At 41.1% G+C, this 18,611-nt stretch carries 19 protein-coding genes and 1 tRNA gene; 10 read left to right on the top strand and 10 right to left on the bottom strand.

The annotated features are described in order from the left end of the window. Positions 1 to 3: 3 nt before the first annotated feature. Entirely contained in the window at positions 4 to 318 is a 315-nt protein-coding gene (locus IPM71_13260) for a DNA-directed RNA polymerase subunit omega (protein ID QQS50539.1), read from the bottom strand. 9 nt (positions 319 to 327) lie between these two features. Next, entirely contained in the window at positions 328 to 1,137 is an 810-nt protein-coding gene (bamD, locus tag IPM71_13255) for an outer membrane protein assembly factor BamD (GenBank protein QQS50538.1), read from the bottom strand. A gap of 143 nt (positions 1,138 to 1,280) precedes the next feature. On the opposite strand from bamD, the gene IPM71_13250 reads away from it, so the two are divergent. Both IPM71_13250 and IPM71_13245 read left to right on the top strand, forming a co-directional pair. Further along, a complete protein-coding gene (locus IPM71_13250) occupies positions 1,281 to 2,543 on the top strand; it encodes a pyridoxal phosphate-dependent aminotransferase family protein (protein QQS50537.1) in 1,263 nt (420 codons plus the stop codon). Positions 2,544 to 2,699: 156 nt separating this feature from the next. Beyond that, positions 2,700 to 5,900 carry a glycosyl hydrolase gene (locus IPM71_13245; GenBank protein ID QQS50536.1) on the top strand — a complete coding sequence of 1,067 codons (3,201 nt, stop codon included), beginning with the start codon at positions 2,700 to 2,702 and terminating at the stop codon, positions 5,898 to 5,900. Positions 5,901 to 5,987: 87 nt separating this feature from the next. Here IPM71_13245 and trxB read toward each other — a convergent pair whose 3' ends face one another. After that, a complete protein-coding gene (gene trxB / locus IPM71_13240) occupies positions 5,988 to 6,989 on the bottom strand; it encodes a thioredoxin-disulfide reductase (GenBank protein ID QQS50535.1) in 1,002 nt (333 codons plus the stop codon). Between the two features lie 375 nt (positions 6,990 to 7,364). On the opposite strand from trxB, the gene IPM71_13235 reads away from it, so the two are divergent. From IPM71_13235 to IPM71_13200, 8 genes are all read left to right on the top strand, one after another. After that, positions 7,365 to 7,441: transfer RNA gene (locus IPM71_13235), tRNA-Pro, on the top strand. Between the two features lie 55 nt (positions 7,442 to 7,496). Next, the gene (locus IPM71_13230; protein QQS50534.1) at positions 7,497 to 7,745 is read left to right on the top strand and encodes a GIY-YIG nuclease family protein; all 249 of its coding nucleotides are present in this window, start codon (positions 7,497 to 7,499) and stop codon (positions 7,743 to 7,745) included. A gap of 574 nt (positions 7,746 to 8,319) precedes the next feature. Further along, positions 8,320 to 8,556: a helix-turn-helix domain-containing protein gene (locus IPM71_13225; GenBank protein ID QQS50533.1), complete on the top strand. Its 237-nt coding sequence runs from the start codon at positions 8,320 to 8,322 to the stop codon at positions 8,554 to 8,556. Then, positions 8,531 to 8,860: a HipA N-terminal domain-containing protein gene (locus tag IPM71_13220; protein QQS50532.1), complete on the top strand. Its 330-nt coding sequence runs from the start codon at positions 8,531 to 8,533 to the stop codon at positions 8,858 to 8,860. Before IPM71_13225 ends, IPM71_13220 begins: the two co-directional genes overlap by 26 nt. Then, complete coding sequence (locus IPM71_13215) at positions 8,857 to 9,696, top strand: HipA domain-containing protein (protein ID QQS50531.1); 840 nt, start codon at positions 8,857 to 8,859, stop codon at positions 9,694 to 9,696. Before IPM71_13220 ends, IPM71_13215 begins: the two co-directional genes overlap by 4 nt. Positions 9,697 to 9,734: 38 nt before the next feature. Continuing rightward, positions 9,735 to 10,067: a hypothetical protein gene (locus tag IPM71_13210; GenBank protein ID QQS50530.1), complete on the top strand. Its 333-nt coding sequence runs from the start codon at positions 9,735 to 9,737 to the stop codon at positions 10,065 to 10,067. 4 nt (positions 10,068 to 10,071) lie between these two features. Beyond that, a complete protein-coding gene (gene tnpB / locus IPM71_13205; GenBank protein QQS50529.1) occupies positions 10,072 to 10,431 on the top strand; it encodes an IS66 family insertion sequence element accessory protein TnpB in 360 nt (119 codons plus the stop codon). Positions 10,432 to 10,517: 86 nt separating this feature from the next. Continuing rightward, the gene (locus tag IPM71_13200) at positions 10,518 to 12,023 is read left to right on the top strand and encodes an IS66 family transposase (GenBank protein QQS50528.1); all 1,506 of its coding nucleotides are present in this window, start codon (positions 10,518 to 10,520) and stop codon (positions 12,021 to 12,023) included. Positions 12,024 to 12,459: 436 nt separating this feature from the next. Here the strand turns inward: IPM71_13200 and IPM71_13195 are convergent, their stop codons facing one another. The 7 genes from IPM71_13195 to IPM71_13165 form a co-directional block, all read right to left on the bottom strand. Further along, positions 12,460 to 12,927 carry a hypothetical protein gene (locus tag IPM71_13195; GenBank protein QQS50527.1) on the bottom strand — a complete coding sequence of 156 codons (468 nt, stop codon included), beginning with the start codon at positions 12,925 to 12,927 and terminating at the stop codon, positions 12,460 to 12,462. 49 nt (positions 12,928 to 12,976) lie between these two features. Further along, complete coding sequence (locus IPM71_13190) at positions 12,977 to 13,567, bottom strand: hypothetical protein (protein QQS50526.1); 591 nt, start codon at positions 13,565 to 13,567, stop codon at positions 12,977 to 12,979. Between the two features lie 4 nt (positions 13,568 to 13,571). Further along, positions 13,572 to 14,210, bottom strand: coding sequence for a DUF4136 domain-containing protein (locus IPM71_13185; GenBank protein ID QQS50525.1), 639 nt, complete (start codon positions 14,208 to 14,210; stop codon positions 13,572 to 13,574). 32 nt (positions 14,211 to 14,242) lie between these two features. Next, positions 14,243 to 14,896 (bottom strand): hypothetical protein, encoded by a 654-nt coding sequence (locus tag IPM71_13180; GenBank protein ID QQS50524.1) that lies wholly within the window; start codon positions 14,894 to 14,896, stop codon positions 14,243 to 14,245. Between the two features lie 365 nt (positions 14,897 to 15,261). After that, positions 15,262 to 16,038, bottom strand: coding sequence for a hypothetical protein (locus IPM71_13175; protein QQS50523.1), 777 nt, complete (start codon positions 16,036 to 16,038; stop codon positions 15,262 to 15,264). A gap of 67 nt (positions 16,039 to 16,105) precedes the next feature. After that, positions 16,106 to 17,197, bottom strand: coding sequence for an amidohydrolase family protein (locus IPM71_13170; GenBank protein ID QQS50522.1), 1,092 nt, complete (start codon positions 17,195 to 17,197; stop codon positions 16,106 to 16,108). A gap of 35 nt (positions 17,198 to 17,232) precedes the next feature. Continuing rightward, positions 17,233 to 18,549: a hypothetical protein gene (locus IPM71_13165; protein ID QQS50521.1), complete on the bottom strand. Its 1,317-nt coding sequence runs from the start codon at positions 18,547 to 18,549 to the stop codon at positions 17,233 to 17,235. Between the last annotated feature and the right edge of the window lie 62 nt (positions 18,550 to 18,611).

The raw sequence follows: 18,611 nt of genomic DNA, 5'->3' as shown, positions 1-18,611 counted from the left end.
AATTTATTCGTGCTTTTTAATAAAAATCTTGTCGTTTTCGAGTTCCTCCAATGCAATAAGGCTTGGTTTGGGAAGACGCTCGTAGAATTTAGAGATTTCTATTTGCTCGCGATTTTCAAAAACCTCCTCGAGGTTGTCGGTATAGTTGGCAAATTCTTCCAGTTTCTGGCTCAATTCCGCTTTCAGCTCCACACTAATCTGGTTGGCCCTTTTCGAAGCGATTACCACAGCTTCGTAAATATTCTCTGCTTTTTGCTCCAGCTCGTTCAAATTGCGGGTTATGGTAGTGGGGGCTGCTTTTGTTTTTTTATAATCCATATTACAAGGTTAATTTATTACTTCAAAATCGTCTCCTAAGTATTTTAGTGTAGCTGTTTGGTAGCGGTTAGCTTCGCGTATGTATTTGCTTTCGGGGTATTCCGCCTTAAACGAATAATAATTGTCGAGGGCATCCTGAAAACGCTCTCTTTTTCTCGTGAATACGCTATTTTCGGCATATTTAAAACTCGATTTCACAACCATAAACATCATATCCTCACGGTATTTGCTGTCGGGATATTCAAGCAAACCATTACTCAGTGCTACTAAAGAGGCTTTGTAATCCTCCAAATCGTAATAAAGCCGGGCTGAAATAAACGATTTCTCCACAAGCTTTTCGCGTAGTTCACTAATATAGTCTAATGCCTGTTGGCGCTTACTGCTGCGAGGATGTTTAATCACAAACTTCTGAAAGGCCTGAATCGATTGCACTGTGTAGCTCTGATCGAGTTCCGGACGGGGCGATATTTTGTAATAGCAAAAAGCCGTCATATAGTCCGACTCTTCGACAAAGGGACTTGCACCGTAAGTTTTTGCAAAGGTCTCGAAATAGTGCCCGGCCATAATAAAGTCACCCTGCTCAAAATAGCTCATGGCCTGAAAAAAGTACACCGAATCGGCTTTGGCTGTTCCCCTGAAGATAGGTGCAATCTGGTCGAGTAATACCTGGGCTTTATAAAAATCCCCTTTGTTGTACAACCCAATAGCAGTAGTATACTTCAATTCATAGTCGGTTCCTTTTACTACTTTTTCGTAGCCAGAGCAGCCACTAAAGAGCACGAATGCAATTGAAATATAAAGTATTAAAGGCTTTTTCATCCGGAATAAAAACATCGCGCAAATTTATAAATTAATATTTTAACAGTTGCAAGATACTACAACGAAAATGCATGATAATTATTTGGTTTGTTAAGAAATCAAAAAAAACTACTTTTGTGTCCAAATTAAAATCTTTTAAGACTGTGGACATATTTGACAAAATCAAACAGGATATGGGCCCCTTGGGTCAATATCAGAAAATTGCACATGGATACTTCATGTTTCCAAAACTGGAAGGCGAGATTCAACCTCGTATGAAGTTTCGCGGGAAGGAAGTCTTAACCTGGAGTTTGAACAATTATTGCGGACTGGCCAACCATCCGGAAGTAAGAAAAGCTGATGCTGAAGGTGCAGCACAATGGGGTATGGGATATCCGATGGGTGCCCGTATGATGTCTGGCCAAACCAGCCTGCACGAAGAACTGGAAGCAAAGCTTGCTGAATTTGAAGGGAAACAGGATTCGTTTTTGTTGAATTTTGGTTACCAGGGAATGGTTTCTATCATTCAGACTTTGGCTCACCGTAAAGATGTTATTGTATACGACTCTGAGTCTCATGCCTGTATTATGGATGGAATTTTCCTTCATAAAGCTACTGGCGGAAAGAGTTTTGTATTCCCCCACAACGATATTGAACGTTGCGATAAAATGCTCAAAATGGCAACCAACCGTGCCCAGGAATCGGGTGGTGGTATTCTTTTAATTACAGAAGGTGTATTTGGCATGGCCGGAGATCTGGGTAAGCTCGATGAGATTGCTGCCCTGAAGAAAAAATACAATTTCCGTATGCTTGTTGATGATGCCCATGGTTTTGGTACTATGGGAAAAACAGGTGCCGGAACGGGCGAACATTTCGGCGTACAGGATCAGATTGACCTTTATTTCTCAACCTTTGCGAAAGCTATGGCAGGTATTGGTGCTTTTGTTGCCGGCGACGAAGATGTAATCAATTACCTGCGTTACAACATGCGTTCGCAAACATTTGCTAAATCGTTGCCTATGCCTATGGTTGTAGGCGCTCTGAAAAGGCTCGATATGATCCGCACGGATAGCAGCCACCGCGAGAAGCTTTGGAAAATTGTGAACCGTCTGCAGTCGGGTCTGCGCGAAAACGGATTCGACCTTGGACATACCGAATCCCCTGTTACACCTGTTTTTCTGCAGGGTAATGTAGCGGAAGCTACCAATGTGGTGATGGATTTGCGCGAGAATTATGGCATCTTCTGCTCAATGGTTGTATACCCTGTAGTTCCAAAAGATGTAATTATGCTTCGAATTATCCCAACAGCTGCACATACAATCGAAGATGTGGATTATACCATCAAATGCTTCAAAGAGATAAAAGTAAAATTGGCCGATGGCAAATACAAGTCAGACAAAATCGGCTCATTGCTTGCATCGAAATAAATTTTTAGACAGACGAATATCAAAGGGTGCCAATTCAATGTTGGCACCCTTTTTTTATCCTCTCTAATTTCTGTAGAATTATATTTCCAATCTGGAAAAAATCAGGTTTACTCCCCTCTTTTTTGTATATTTCTGACAATCAAAAAAATCTTTGTCATGAAAAATAAACTTCCTGCATTTCTTGCAAGTTTTGCTTTTATCGTTTTCACGCTTCAGGCACAGCAAAAACTGGTGCCCGACTCGGCTCTGGTAAATGGTTTAAAATTCAGAAGCATAGGACCCGCCGCTGCTTCAGGCCGTATTGCCGATTTTGCAGCAAACCCATTCAACAGCTATGAATATTATGTAGCTGTGGCCTCGGGGCATATCTGGAAAACTACCAACAATGGCATTACTTTTACTCCTGTTTTCGATCAATACGGCGCCTATTCCATCGGTTGCCTGGCTATCGATCCGGCAAATCCTAATATTGTTTGGGCCGGTACAGGCGAAAATAACAGTCAACGGGCCTTAGGCTACGGCAATGGGGTTTACAAAACCCTCGACGGAGGAGCAAGTTGGGTCAATATGGGCTTAAAAAATTCCTTCCAAATTGGAAAAATACTTATCGATCCTCGGAATACAGAGGTGGTTTATGTAGCCGCTGAAGGTTCGGTTTGGGGCCTTGGAGGCGACCGTGGCATTTTCAAAACTACCGATGGTGGCAAGACCTGGACAAAAGTGCTGGAAATAAGCGAAAACACAGGTGCATACGACCTGGAGTTTCACCCTTCAAATCCTGATATTATCTATGCATCGGCACATCAACGCCGCAGGCACACTTATACTAAAATTAACGGAGGCCCCGAATCGGCGCTTTACAAAACTACCAATGCCGGAAAAGACTGGCGCAAAATCACCACCGGCTTACCTTCGGTACACCTTGGTCGCATAGGCCTGGCTGTATGCCTGGCAGACCCAAACCTGGTTTATGCCATTGTGGAAGCTGCAGACAACATGGGCGGATTTTTCCGCTCCGATAACCAAGGCGAAAGCTGGCAAAAAATGAGCGATTATACTTCTTCCGGACAATATTATACCGAGATAGAGTGTGATCCCGAAAACCCCTTAAGAGTCTACAGTGTGGATACTTACTCGCAAGTAACCGAAGATGGCGGAAAAACATGGAAGAAACTTTCGACCAAGAAACGTCATGTCGATGACCATGCCCTTTGGATTAATCCAAAAGCTACCAGTAACATCCGAATTGGAGGTGACGGGGGGGTCTATGAGTCTTATGATAGAGGCGAAACATGGACTTTCCAAGGTAACCTTCCGGTAACACAGTTCTATCGTGTGAACGTCGACAACAGTTGGCCTTTTTACCGTGTCTATGGTGGCACGCAGGATAACAACACCTTAGGTGGGCCTTCGCAAAACCTCACTGCTGCTGGTGTGTCGAACGATGAATGGTTTTACACCCTTGGAGGCGACGGGTTCTGGGTGGCAATTGACCCGAAAGATCCTGATATCGTTTTTTGCGAATACCAATATGGAAATGCTTACCGCTATAACCATAAAAACGGCGAGCTGGTTTACATCAAACCGCAGGAGCCTAAAGGAGAACTGACCTATAAATGGAACTGGGATACCCCGCTGATATTAAGTTCACACAACAACAAGCGGTTGTATATGGCCGCAAATAAAATTTTCAGGAGCGACAATCGCGGCGATTCATGGTCGGTAATCAGTGGCGACCTCACTGCCCAAAAAGACCGTAACGATTTTAAAGTAATGGGGAAATACTGGAGTTCGGATGCGGTAACAAAAGATGTATCCACTTCTTTATATGGAACCATTGTATCGCTGGCAGAAAGCCCTATCAATGAACAAATCCTGGTAGCGGGCACAGACGATGGACTTATTCAGGTTACCAGCGATGGAGGAAAAACATGGAACAAAACAAGCAGTTTTTCAGGGGTTCCGGCATATACCTATGTGAGCGATGTGTTGGCCTCACGCTTCGATGAGAATGTGATTTTTGCCACTTTTAATAACCATAAGAGCAACGACTTTAAACCCTATGTACTCCAAAGCCGCGACAAGGGTAAATCGTGGATATCCATTGCCTCCAACCTGCCTCAGGGTGCAGTTTATAGTATTCTCCAGGATTTAAAGGACCCTAAGATGCTCTTCTGCGGCACTGAATTTGGCTTGTTTGTGACCTTTAACGAAGGTACGAATTGGATTCAAATCCGAAACGGGCTTCCTGATGTGGCGGTACGCGACCTGGTTATTCAGGAAAGGGAGAATGACCTTATAATTGCTACTTTTGGAAGAGGATTTTATATTCTTCATAATTACAGCGTTTTAAAAGAAATAAGCCTCATCGATCAAAATGCCGAGGCGCATCTCTTTACCATACCCGAAGCTTTGCTGTATATTCCAAAATCAGACCGAAGAGATAATTTGGGCGACAACCTTTATATTGCACCCAACAAAACCTATGGAGCAGAGATTAGTTATTATTTGAAAGATGACATACTTTCGGCGAAAGAAAAAAGGCAAAAATCTGATGCCGAACTCTTTGAGGTAGGTTCTAAAATAAAAGTAAATACCTGGGAAGAAGACCGCCTGGAGAAGCTTGAAGAACAGGCTTATCTTTTGTTTGTAGTGGAAGATGCACAAGGAAATGTAATAAGAAAAGTTACAGCACCCGCAAAAAAAGGTATTAACCGGGTTTATTGGGATTTAAAATACCCCGACCTCATGCCAGTGAAAACGGACTTTGAGAAATTCGACCCACTGAAAACACAGGAACCCGGACTCTATTCCATGCCAGGCACTTATCAGGTTCGGCTCTATGCCAGCGAAAAAGGGGTCACCCGTCCGCTCACAGAAAAAATCTCCTTCGAAGTAAAAGCCCTCAACACAACCGGTTTTAATGATGAGAACCGTGGTCAGACTTTGGCATTTCAACAAGAAGTTGCCAAACTCACTCATAATATGGTTCTGGCAGATCAGCAGCTTGCAGAGGCAAAAAAAGAAATACAGCAGCTTAAGCAAAGAAATTTACAAAGTACGAGTTACGATGCTGCACAACACGAAAAATTGGCATCACTGGAACAAAAAAACGCTCAATTATTGCTGGTTTTGAATGGCTATGAAGCCAAAGCCAGTTACGAAGAGGTACCGCCTGCCCCGGTACCTTTGATGCAGCGATTAGGATTTCTGATTTATTCGTTTATCAGCAATTCAGAGGCTACCAACCAGGCTCAAAAAGAAAGTCTCGAAATATTGAGCACTGAGTTTGCATTGCTGGTTGTGGAAATTAAAGCAATGACTGAGGAATTAAAATCAATGGAACCTGCTCTATAAATTGACTCAAAAGAAAATGAAACCGCCGGATCAGCATACTCAATTTAGGTATGATTGGTCCGGCGGTTTCTATTTTAAAGCAGGCTTTTATTCCTTTTCTGAGAGGTAGCGCTCAGCATCGATGGCTGCCATGCAACCAGAACCAGCGGCTGTAATAGCCTGACGGTATACATGATCCTGCACATCGCCGCAGGCAAATACACCTGGCACATTGGTTTTTGAAGTGCCTGGAATGGTTTGAATGTAACCGGTTTCATCTACTTTCAGATACTTACTGAATGGTGCCGAGTTTGGGGTGTGGCCGATGGCAAGAAAGAACCCGTCGATCTTAATATCTACATCCTTTTCCTCAGGTGTGCCTTTTTTATACACAAGGTGAGCTCCTTGCACGACACCTTCTCCAAATAAGCTCTTTGTTTGGTGTTCCCAAAGAATCTCAATTTTAGGGTTCTCCTGCACCCTTTTTTGCATCACTTTCGAGGCCCTTAGTTCGTTCCGTCGCACAATAAGGTATACTTTGTTGCACAAACCAGCCAGATAGGTAGCTTCTTCGGCAGCTGTATCACCCCCTCCTACCACGGCTACATCCTTTCCACGGTAAAAGAATCCATCACACGTAGCACAAGCAGACACACCAGAACCCATATACTTTTGCTCCGATTCGATTCCAAGGTATTTGGCTGTAGCACCAGTGGCTATTATTACGGTATCGGCTTCGATTTGTTTTTTCTCGTCGACGGTAACTTTGTGAACCGGACCCGAAAAATCAACATGGGTTACAATACCCCATCTGCAATCTGTTCCAAAGCGTTGTGCCTGCTTTTTCAGGTCTTCCATCATGGCCGGACCGGTAATTCCTTCGGGATACCCGGGGAAATTTTCTACATCGTTGGTAGTAGTAAGCTGACCACCCGGTTGAAGGCCCTCGTACATTACAGGGCTTAGGTTAGCGCGGGCTGCATAAATAGCAGCAGTGTAACCGGCAGGACCGGAGCCAATAATAAGGCATTTAACATGTTCAACCTCTCCGTGGGTAGTTTTTTCAGAAGAAGAATTATCTGAAGTGTCGAGTGTTTTAAAAAAACTCATAAGAATAATGCTTTATAGTTATTTATTTTGTGCCGAAGCATTTACAAATTTCAATCCAGTTTTGTATTTCTATCAGAAACAAGGTAAAAAGTGAAATGTTGGCAGAGCGCCTATTAATTTAAAGAATAATTGGCAGATAAAAGGCATAAAGAATATACTGTATTTGTTCCTTGACTTTTTAGGAAAACGAGCTTTGTAGATAGAAAAAAATACCTATTTTTGCACCCACCTTCGAAAGCTTGTTATAATAGCCATAAGAGGTAAAAAAATCGGGGTGTGGCGTCCTGATCCCGATGTACATCGGGATGGGAGCTAGCGTATCACGCCATAGGCGTGATGGTCGTCAACCAACTTGGCGAACCTAAAATGAAATATCGGGGTGTGGCGCAGTTGGCTAGCGTACTAGCATGGGGTGCTAGTGGTCGTCCGTTCGAGTCGGATCACCCCGACCACTAAAGAAAGAGGGGTATAATAAAATTTACCCCTCTTTTATATTTAATCAATCCTATGGTTACTGTCTATATTCTTCGCAGTAAAACATTAAACAAATTCTATACCGGCCAAACTGATAACCTTGAAAGGCGAATGGAAGAACATAACCGCGGAAAAACACCATTTACAAAGTCGGGAATTCCTTGGATCTTAATTTATTCTATACCCTTGGAGTCCAGAGCTGAGGCAATGAAACTTGAAAAACAAATCAAAAAGCGCGGCGCAGAAAGATTTCTGAACGATTTAGGAGTTTCAGTTGGCTAGGGTAGTACGCATAAGGTGTGACGGTCGTCCAGGAAAAAGCGAACCTAAAAATGAATATCGGCGGTTGGTGAAGTTGGATAGCGTATCACGCCGAGGGCGTGATGGTCGTCACGCCAGAGCGTGATCACCCCGACCAAAATAAAGAGGATGTCCAAAAAATGGGCATCCTTTTTTCTTTCATATAAAGTCTAGAAATAATTTCATCCAGGGTGTGGCGTCCCGATCCCGATGTGCATCGGGATGGGAGCTAGCGTATCACACCAGCAACTGAATTAACTTGATTTTATGGCAAGACTTGCAATCAGTTTGAATCTGTTGCAAGAATAAGAACTGTATATATTCTCCAATCTGTTAATTGCAATAAACATAATCGAAAGAAGTAAATTGAACTAAAAGGAGGTTCTCTTAGCTTAATTTGAGTGTCAAGCCGCATTAGGTCAAAGTGCACTTTAAAGCACTTTTCGAATGTCTATTGATATTTTTTTTATGAATGAATACGCAAAGTGCATTTTACTGCACTTTTATTTGAATAATGACTATTTTCTTATAATTTTACATACAAAAGAGCCATAAAATGCACTTCGAAAAGATAATAAACACGATTAAGGAACGTAGGGAAGTTCTGAAAGTGAATCAGGAAAATTTAGCGAAACTATCCGGAGTTGGATTAAGAACCTTAAAGCAATTTGAAAGCGGAAAGGGCAATCCCACTTTGCAAACAGTTACAAAATTGGCAGATACATTGGGCTTGGAACTTGAATTAACTATAAAACAACTGAGATCAAATGAGACAAGCAAAGATACTTTATAAAAACTCAGAAGCAGGGATATTAACCCAGCATGATGATGGTTCCTTTACGTTTCGTTATCATGAATCCTGGCTGACAGACAAAAATAAACCAGGAATTAGTCTAACGTTACCTAAAACCAAGCAAGAGTATCATTCGGAATATTTATTCTCATTCTTCTACAATATGCTACCAGAAGGGTCAAACAAGCAGGTGATATGCAAGCATGATAGAGTTGATCCGAATGATTACTATGGCTTACTGGTCACAATCGCACAAAATGATACAATTGGAGCAGTAAGAGTATTAAAAATTGATGAAATATGAGCCTTCCAGAAATAAAAAACTGTCCTGGCACCCTGGCTGAAGGGTATAATACTTATAGCAAAACATGCCTAAACAGAGTATTCCAAGGGAAAAAAGTGAATCATGTCCTACCTTATGAATCGCCTGCTTCAAATACCGAAACAGATGAGCTGTTTGAAGAGAATAGAAAGCGCATGTCTATTTCAGGTGTTCAGGAAAAATTTTCAGTTTTACTTGAAAAGAATAAGCTTAGACTTATCAATGAAGGCGAACAAGGTATGTATATATTAAAACCTATTCCCAGCACTGGCAAGAAGCCTGATCAGATGCCAGCAAATGAACATCTTACCATGCAAATAGCAAGGCAGGTGTATGGCCTTGAGACTGCTGAAAACGCATTGATTTTTTTTAAAAATGGAGCTCCGGCATATATTACCAAGCGCTTTGATGTGATTGCTGATGGAAAAAAACTCGCCCAGGAAGACTTCGCATCATTAGCAGGCAGGACACCCCAAACATACGGAGAGCATTATAAATATTCAGGTAACTATCTGGAGATGTTTCAACTGTTAAAAAAGCTGGTGCCAGCTTATCGGTTAGAATCTCTTAAACTATTGAAAATACTGATGTTCAATTACCTCTTCTCAAATGGTGATGCGCATTTTAAAAACTTCTCATTAACAGAAATGCCTATGGGAGATTTTAGGCTAAGCCCTGCTTATGATTTGCTAAACAGCCGGATTCACATAGAAGACAAGGATTTTGCATTAGACGATGGCCTTTTACCAAGAAATCTGGCACAGGGAAAGATTAAACACCAATTTGAAGTGCTTTCAGGTATCCCTACTACCAAGTAGGTATATAAAAATATATAGCCAGGGTATACTTTTGGGGCATGAGAAAGAACCAGAAGTATACACAGGAAGAGATGTACATGGCAATAGAGCTATGGAAAGAAAGCGGGATATCGCAGAAAAACTATTGTAATCAAAACCATCTTTCCTATAGTACCTTCAAGTACTGGTTTAATAAATACCAGAAGGATAGACATGGTAAAAAACCAGGATCAACAAAGTCATTTATACCTGTACATATACCTCAAACTATCACTACCCACCTGCCGGAATCCAATACCGGGATGATATCTATAAGCTATCCAAATGGGGTTGTTGTAAATTGCCCTACCACTACGAGCATCGAGCAATTACGGGGACTAATAAAGCTATAAGCAAATGTTTACCCTCTCATCCACCAATAAGTTCCACCTGTTCAGCCAGCCGGCCGATATGCGCAAGAGTTTTGATGGCCTGGCCGGACTGGTGCAAAACAACCTGGAAAACAACCCATGTAGTGGGGATGTTTTTATATTCATCAATAAGCAGCGAAATAAGATAAAGCTATTGCACTGGCAGGGCATTAGTTTTACACTTTATTACAAAAGGCTTGAGAAAGGCACATTCGAACTTCCAAGCTACGATGCCAACGTTGGCAGCATAACCATAGGCTATACCCAAATGGTAATGATAGTGGATGGGTTAAGTATAAAAAACATCCAACGAAGAAAGCAATACCAGCCAAGCCTGGTTTCCTGATATTTATTAACAAAGCCTTGAAACATAGTGAATAACAAAGGTGGGCAAAAACCTTTACTGCAAAGCTATTTGCATACTTTTGGGGCATGACTTTGACACCCGAAAATATAAGCTTTCAAGAGCTTGTTGAGATAAACAAAAAACAAGAATCTCAGATAAACCATTTGGAGTCACAAATCAGCCAAATGCAGTTCCAGATTGATCAGATGAACCGCTTGCTTTTCGGGGCAAAGAGAGAAAGGTTCATCCGCAACGCCGACGAAGCCCAACTTACCTTGCCCTTTGATGTGAAAGTGGAAGAAGCCCCTGAAAAAGAGCAGGAGGTTATCAGTTATGTACGGTCGAAAAATACCCACAGGGAACATCCGGGAAGGTTGCCCCTGCCATCACATTTACCAGTTGAAGAGATAGTTATAGAGCCTAAAGAAGATACAACAGGGTTAAAGTGCATTGGCAAAGAGGTAACCGACCAACTGGAACTTGTCCCGGCCAAACTGTACATCAAACGGTTTATCCGTCCAAGATACATAAAGCCAACCGATGAAACTGCTTTAAACCATGTAGGCATTATAGCCGACCTGCCAACCTTTCCTATCGAAAAAGGCATAGCAGGCCCTGGTTTACTGGCACAGATCATGGTTGATAAGTTTGTAGACCACCTGCCTATTTACAGGCAAATAGAACGGTTTAAAAGAGAAGGCATTCACATGCCATCCTCGACCCTTAATGGCTGGCAGGAATCGATATGTAATTTACTGGAACCACTTTATGATACCTTAAAACACAGGGTGCTCTCGCAAGGCTACTTACAGGTCGATGAAACCCCTATTCAGGTATTAGATAAAACGAAAAAGGGGAAAACACACCGTGGTTACCACTGGATATATTACAGCCCGCTTGAAAAGACTGTATTCTTCGACTATAACAATGGGCGCTCCCGGGAAGGACCAACAAGGCTCCTGAAAAACTTCAAAGGTTATTTGCAAACCGATGGCTATAACGTATATGACATTTTCGGGAAGAAAGAACATATTACCCTGCTAAATTGCATGGCGCATGCCCGGCGTGGGTTCGAAAAAGCATTGGATTATGATAAACCCAAGGCTGAATATGCAATGGACATGTTCCAAAAACTTTATACCATAGAACAAAAAGCCAGAGATGAAAACCTTACCCAGCAGCAAAGGCATGAACTCAGGCTTGACCAGTCGCTGCCCATACTCAACGAATTGGGCAAGTGGATAGTTGAAACATATAAAACCGAATTGCCAAAATCGGCCTTAGGCAAAGCACTGGCATATTGCATACCTCGTTGGGATAATTTATTGGCATACTTAAATGACGGTTCATTGGAAATAGACAATAACCTGGCTGAAAATGCTATTCGACCAATAGCCCTTGGCAGAAAGAATTACCTGTTTGCCGGTTCCGAAAGAGGAGCTGAAAGGGCTGCCATGTTCTATTCTTTCTTCGGCACCTGTAAAAAGAACAATATAAACCCTTTTGAATGGCTAAGAAAAGTATTGGAAGTTATACCCAACTATAAAGTAAACCAACTAACCGATTTGTTGCCGCAAAATTTTAAGCTGTAGTTACCCAAGCTAACACAAAGTAAACTTATCTGCAACATCTAACCATGACCTACTTGGTAGTAGGGATACGCTTTCAGAAAAAGCAGAAATAGATAACAGTTTTTTTAACAACATCTTAAAAGAAATGCTGTCGAACTCTCAATCGGTAGAAAATTTGGTTTTTTTATCTTTTCTCGATGACAGTACCAAAAGGAATTACTGGCAGTCTTACCAGGGAAGGTTAAAGCAATTGGCAAAGGAATAGTGTTTTTGTCCAATCAGAACCACTTTAGAAGGGAGGATCAAAAAAGTCTACCAAAGCATTAACCTGTTTGGGAGTGAATATTTTTCGCTTTTTTTTTCAAGAAGCATTCTTAACAAAAAAACCAGGATTTCCTTTTAGAAAATCCTGGTCTTAACCACTATTAGCAGTATTATTATCCTTTACAGAAAGAAACTATTTGGTTTCAATCATGGGTATTTCAAGTGCCAATTGGGCATTGATAAGCGCTTCGATTTTATTATCTGCCTGGAAAAACCTTACGGCTTTTGCAGTAGGTAGAATTTTTTTGAATTTGTTGTAATAAGACTTTTTCAAACTCAATATCTCTCCTTTGTATTTCATTGATTGAAGCCAAAGCTCATCGGCCTTTTCATCGGTCATATTTTCATAATTGGCTGCATAGTCTTTTACCACAGCAATAAGCATATTATTCACTTTATAAAGCTCCGCAGTATACTCGTTATACAAATTCCAAAAAGGCTGACTTTCGGCCTCGGTAAGTTGCATTACTTCTGCAATAGCAGCTTTGGCCTCTACCTGCATCACTTCGCGGGTCATTTCGAGGTAGTCGTTGGTTGTTTGGCTGTTGGCTGAAAATGCCATTGCGCAAAAACTGAATAGTACAATAAAACTTTTTTTCATTTTTTAATTGTTTAGATTTATTTGTGTATTATGAGGTTTAAAATCAGAATTAAAACAAGAAGCCAATATTAAAATTCAGGTACGAAACTGCAGGGGCATCGCTCACCTCGAAAGCATAATTGTATCGAACGCTTAGCATGAAAGAGGTAGTCGAGTATCCGTTTAAAAGAATACCTACTTCAGGTGCAAGACCGAAGTGCCAGTTATACTCATCGACAAGCCAGAGTCCCATTTGAACTTCCTGTATTGCATAGGTAGCGCCAATACCTGTTCCAATATAGGGAGTTACCGTACCAGATGATTCGAAATGCTTGTAGGCTGTAAACATTTGTGGCAATACGTTCAGATAGCGATACTGAGTGCCTGTAAAAGTGCGGGTATCTTTGGTAAAAGTGCCGCTGCGGCTTTCGTAGAAAGTACTCCAGGAGCTGCTAAAGCCGAGGTAAAAATCGCTGCCCACATCCCAGCGGCCTTCCATGCCGGCACCCCGCCAGCTGAATTGTTTGGCAATTTCGGCCGATTCGCCCAGAGAAAGGCCAGTGTTATATGTCATTCCAAAGCGGCCGGTCTGGGCAAATAGAGATACTGAACCGGCAAACATCAGAATAGCAAGTAAAATATATAGTTTATTCGCTTTCATAGCATTAGTTTTTTAAATAAGGTGATTGTTTGAAGGCCTGGTTGATACCTTTGGCAATATATTCCTGATTACTGGCAGTACTTTCTCTTAAAAGACCATCGATTCCGGCAAGCCATACTATTGGTAAAAGTCCTTTTTCAATATCAATAGTGGGCCCATCTACCATTTCTATCAACACCGTGCCTGTAGAATAAGAATAGGTTACTGGATAACCATAGTAAGGATAATAACCACCCCAATAACCACCGTAGCCCCAATAGGGATATCCGGGATACCAGCCTACGTATGTATTATCGATTGCCAGTGCCTGAACAAAAACTACAACATCTGTTGGGTTATTGATATTGAAAGTGTCTACTCTTAGGTACCCGGCTGATGCCATGTTACTTGCAACCAGACCAAGAATAAAGGCATCGGAACCACGAGGCAGGTCAATGTTGTTATCCTCATCTATTTTATCAAATATCCAATTCAATGAGTCGGGCATATAATAGGTTGCTGGCTCACTTGAACTCCAATACTCGGCTTTGTAATCGGTAATCACGATGTCCAGGTCGGAATAATATTCCGGTCCACCCGGATAGCAGCCTACCATAAGGGTAAGCAAAACTGCTAAGGAAGAAATGGGAAGAATCTTTTTCATTCTATATGGTTTTTAATTGTTACATTATTAAATTAAAACGCAGGAGGAGTAGCACTTTTAGCACCTGTGGTGGTATTAAGTCTGAAAACAAGGCCTGCACCAATTTCGCCTTGTAAAATGGTTGAGCTGGTAGTTACACCTGCACTGGCACCACCTGAGCCAAAATAAAGGCCAAATCCTCCGTATTGCACTGGAACAAGCATACCTCCATGGATACGTATACCTATCTTTTCGTTAAAGTAGTATTTTAACCCTACTTGCAATGTCCAGGAAAAAACCCAAACATCTTCTATTTCACTTGTGCGAGGATTGGAATAAAGAGCGCCCAGGGTTAATCCGGCATAGGGCATTACGTTTCCGGCCATTACGTGCTGCATGGCACCAATCTGAAACCAGTTCATATTAACCGGGTATTCCTCGTAACCATCATTCGTGTAATCGATAGAGCGCAATTCGAGGGTTGTAGGTTGCTGCATGTATTCGAGATGAAGAGCCCTGCCTCCCGGAATCAATACGTTCATTGCAATACCATAGTTCTTGCTGTCGTCAATCTTGATATCGCCACCATAAATGTAAATTTTACCGCCCCACTGGTAGCTGCCGAAGGGGATAATCTGCACTTCCTGCGATTTAGCCAGCAAGGGCAGCAGGATAAGCGCCAGAAAAAGATAACTTAGTTTTTTCATTCTTCGTTTTATTAGAGTTGTTGTTATTTATGTTGATTTTTTAGAATCCAAACCCGTTTGAAAAGTAACTTTCGAAACTGCTAAAAAGTAAAAATATCCATATTCAAAAATCACTTCTATCAATTGATAACTATAGCTGAAAAACTGCTACACAACAAAGATATACAACTGGCTTTAACTTAAACACCATTAATAATAAAAAAACAAAAACTGTCAGTACGAAACTTAATTTCATGCATTGGGCAAATTTAAAAACTAAAACGAAATACAATATTTAATCTTCAAACTCTGCAAAAATAGAGATAAAAAAACATTTGAACCCGAGTACAATCAAAATAAGCAAAAGCCAACTACATAGTGCTATTTTAATCAGTAAATTGTTTCTTGCTATTTTTACCCAAACCCACAAATGGGGGAGAAAACAACATAATACCAAACTCAAAACCTGCGCCGCTGCTGCCGGCAAACTCTTCACTATAGGTAACCGCAAAGGCAGCATGCGGACCTGGTTCCCACCTTAAACCAATTCTATAATCGGGATTGTTTATTGTTTGTCCTTCGCTGCCAAAAATTTCTCCAACAATAGCTAATTTTGGGCCGAAGCAATACCAGGCTAACCGTGTGGTATATGTAAATGATGTAGCAATTGAGTCGTTACCATTTTGTATATTTGTGCTTACTCCGGGCATAATATCCCACGACAATTTATTATTAAATAGTGGTATTGTTGTAGGAAAATTGACCCAATAGCTTTGAAATGCATCAATTCCATCTTCAGTTAAAACTCCCGGATCCAACCCGGTGCCAAATTTAACCGAGCTTCCTCCTGTTTCAGCCTTATTCTGATAGAACATGTACTTTGCATAAATCGAAGTTGTATAACTGTCGTCAGTGCTAACATCTCTATCATGATCGTAAATCCAGAATGCCATTGTAAATTCCCATTTAGGAAATAATGAATAAGTCGTCATAAGCATTGAGCTTGTTTGCCCAATTGTAGGTATAACAGTCATTGTGCCATAGGGTTTTGACAACCAACTGTCGGATGAGTATTGTTGACCGAGAGCCAGACTACTAAATAAAATTGCGATACAAATAAGAACTGATTTAGCAATTTTGGTTGTAATGTTAAGAGGATTCATTTCAAAAAGTATCTATTAAAAAAAATGCAAATACCCTATTTTCCGATATAAAACATTCCATTCAATACTAATTCAAATTAGCCTTTTCCCATGCCCTCACATCAGCGCGGGCTTTATCAAACAGACGTTCGTAGTTTTTAAACAATATTTTTTCGCGAGCTTCCGGTGTAAGCAGCTTCCACAGGGGCTCATAGATTTGATACACTCCAAGGTTTTTTTCCTGGCTGGTCGGAGCTACATTGTCGGTACCAAACAGGAACCTGTCGGGGTATTTATTAATAAGGTAGGAGGCATTCTCCAGCGATTTTTCGCTTTCAACGATATATTTTGCTGTTTCGTCCCATGAGATATCAATGTACAGGTTGTTGTAAGCAGAATCGGAGAGCATGGCTTCAAAAGGTGTGAGCATATCTTTCAGCGGAGCCACAATTCGTCCTACCCCTACATGCGCCCAGATGATGGTTGAGTTTGGGTGCTTTTTGATAAGGTCCTGCATGCCATGCAGATAGTTGGGTTTGCCAGGTTTTGGAAAAGGATTGTCGATGTCGTTGTGCACAATAGCTATTAAACCCGACTCGGCACAAAACTCGAAAATACGGTCTAAGGCAGGATCGGTAAGACTGGCTACATCACCAGAAACTTTAGCGGAAACAAATTCTTTATGGATAGAAAATTCACCGATACCCGTAAACACTCCCGGAAATGTTTTTAAAACCCGTTTAATATGGTCGACAGCATACATATCGGTAACATTAAAACCAATAATCATGGGGTCGAGCCTTTCTTGTTTTTCCTTTGGCAGCGATAAATATTCCATGGCAATATGGGCATCGCAGAACGAATAATAATAGAGCGGCGCATCGGTGTCGAGGTAGTAAGTGGGGGCATTTTCACCTGTAACCCTGTAAGACCATTGCTGCTGAAGCGGAAGACCAAATACAGTTGAACGTCCTACCTTATCGCCCATAATGCTATCGACATAAAACTGCATGCTGATGCCTTCCTGTATATAGTTGGTAAGATGAAAATGGGCATCGTGAAAGAGGTATGAAGAGGGTTCTTCAACTTCTTTTGAATTTTGTGCCAGCACATCAGCCATTGAAATACTGCAAACAACTAACCAAAGGAAGAATAATTTCTTACTGGTTTTGATTTTCATATTCATCGATTTAAGCTTGTAAGTGAAAATTTCTACTAAAGAAAAATATCGGTACCAATAGTTAAGGTTGTACCTGTATGTCCTGTGGTATACAATCCAAATGTTCCACCGGCTGCAGATTTATAAACACGCATAACTTGGGCATTTAATCTCCAGCTGCGGGTTTTTAATGGGTAGATGTTGACTCCACCACCTACTTCATATGGTTTCCTGTTGAATTCGTCAAGGATCATAGAATGGACACCATAAACACATAGTACTTTAGGAACCGCCATATACAAAGCCTCCACCTTGTATCCATTATCATTGATAAAATTAATGGGTACAGGACCATCGGCATTAAATTTAGAAAGCGTGCGATAATAAAACTCAGAGTGCAGCGCAAAACCTTTGTATTTAAATCCTAAATCAACCGATAGAAGATCATAATTCGCTTCAATAACTGTAACTCCCGGAGCAAGAGCACCAGTTTCAAAAAATAGTCCGCCATCCGACATACGTACCTGGGTATTATCAGGAGAGGGATTATCTTCATTGTTAAATCTGTTATCGCGGTAATGGCAATAAGAAACACCAAAGCGAGTTGCTAATTCATTGTGGTTTTCGAAGTCTCCATTTCCACCTCTGGGTCCAAATTCATGAGTAGTAGGCATCCAATTAATTGAGATGCTTTTTGAAAAATGTCGTTTAAGATTTGCAGCCTTCACTCCAAGAATACTTAGGTTATTACCCAATACCGCAGTATACCGTAGGCCGGGCAAGGCTTCTCCGGTTACAAAAACTCCATTTGTAAATCCGCCCCTTAACCCGTCTTCGGCCATGGTTCTGTCTGTTGCACTAAAAAACGGGAAGTTTCCTTGAACACTCCGGATACAAACATTAGGGGTCATACCAGCACCCAGCGCAATGTACTTATTAAATCGGTATGTAAATGTACCATACACCAGTGTTTGTTGGGTGGTACTAACTGTCCAAACTGCAATTTGGTAAGTTAATTTGGGCGAAATGGCAAAACCGTTAAACCATATCATGGCTCTATGCCAGTATATATCGTTTCTTCCTATAAATTCTTTTGTATTTCCCAAATGATCAACCCATGTGCTATCTGGCGACATCTGATTCAAGTACCTTGACATACCATAAATACTTAAATTTAAACTGGCATACTCGGTTTTTGCAAGCTGAAAGCCTTTTGTAGGTGTGAATTCACCAGTAGCCATGTTTGCATATGATGTATCAGAATCCCTATCATTCATTTGTGCCTGCAGGGTAATTGTAAAAACTACCAGTAAACCTATCACTGTCGAAGCACGAATTAAGAGATTAATAAATCTTTTAGGGTAAAGTCTCATAGTTCTTGTTTAGTAAGAAAATAGTAAGTAAAAGGCCCATGGCATGAATTTGTATTAAATTG

It is taken from the genome of Bacteroidota bacterium, from assembly GCA_016699695.1.
Classification (GTDB): domain Bacteria; phylum Bacteroidota; class Bacteroidia; order Bacteroidales; family UBA10428; genus UBA10428.
This window is presented reverse-complemented; position numbering and strand designations above follow the sequence as displayed.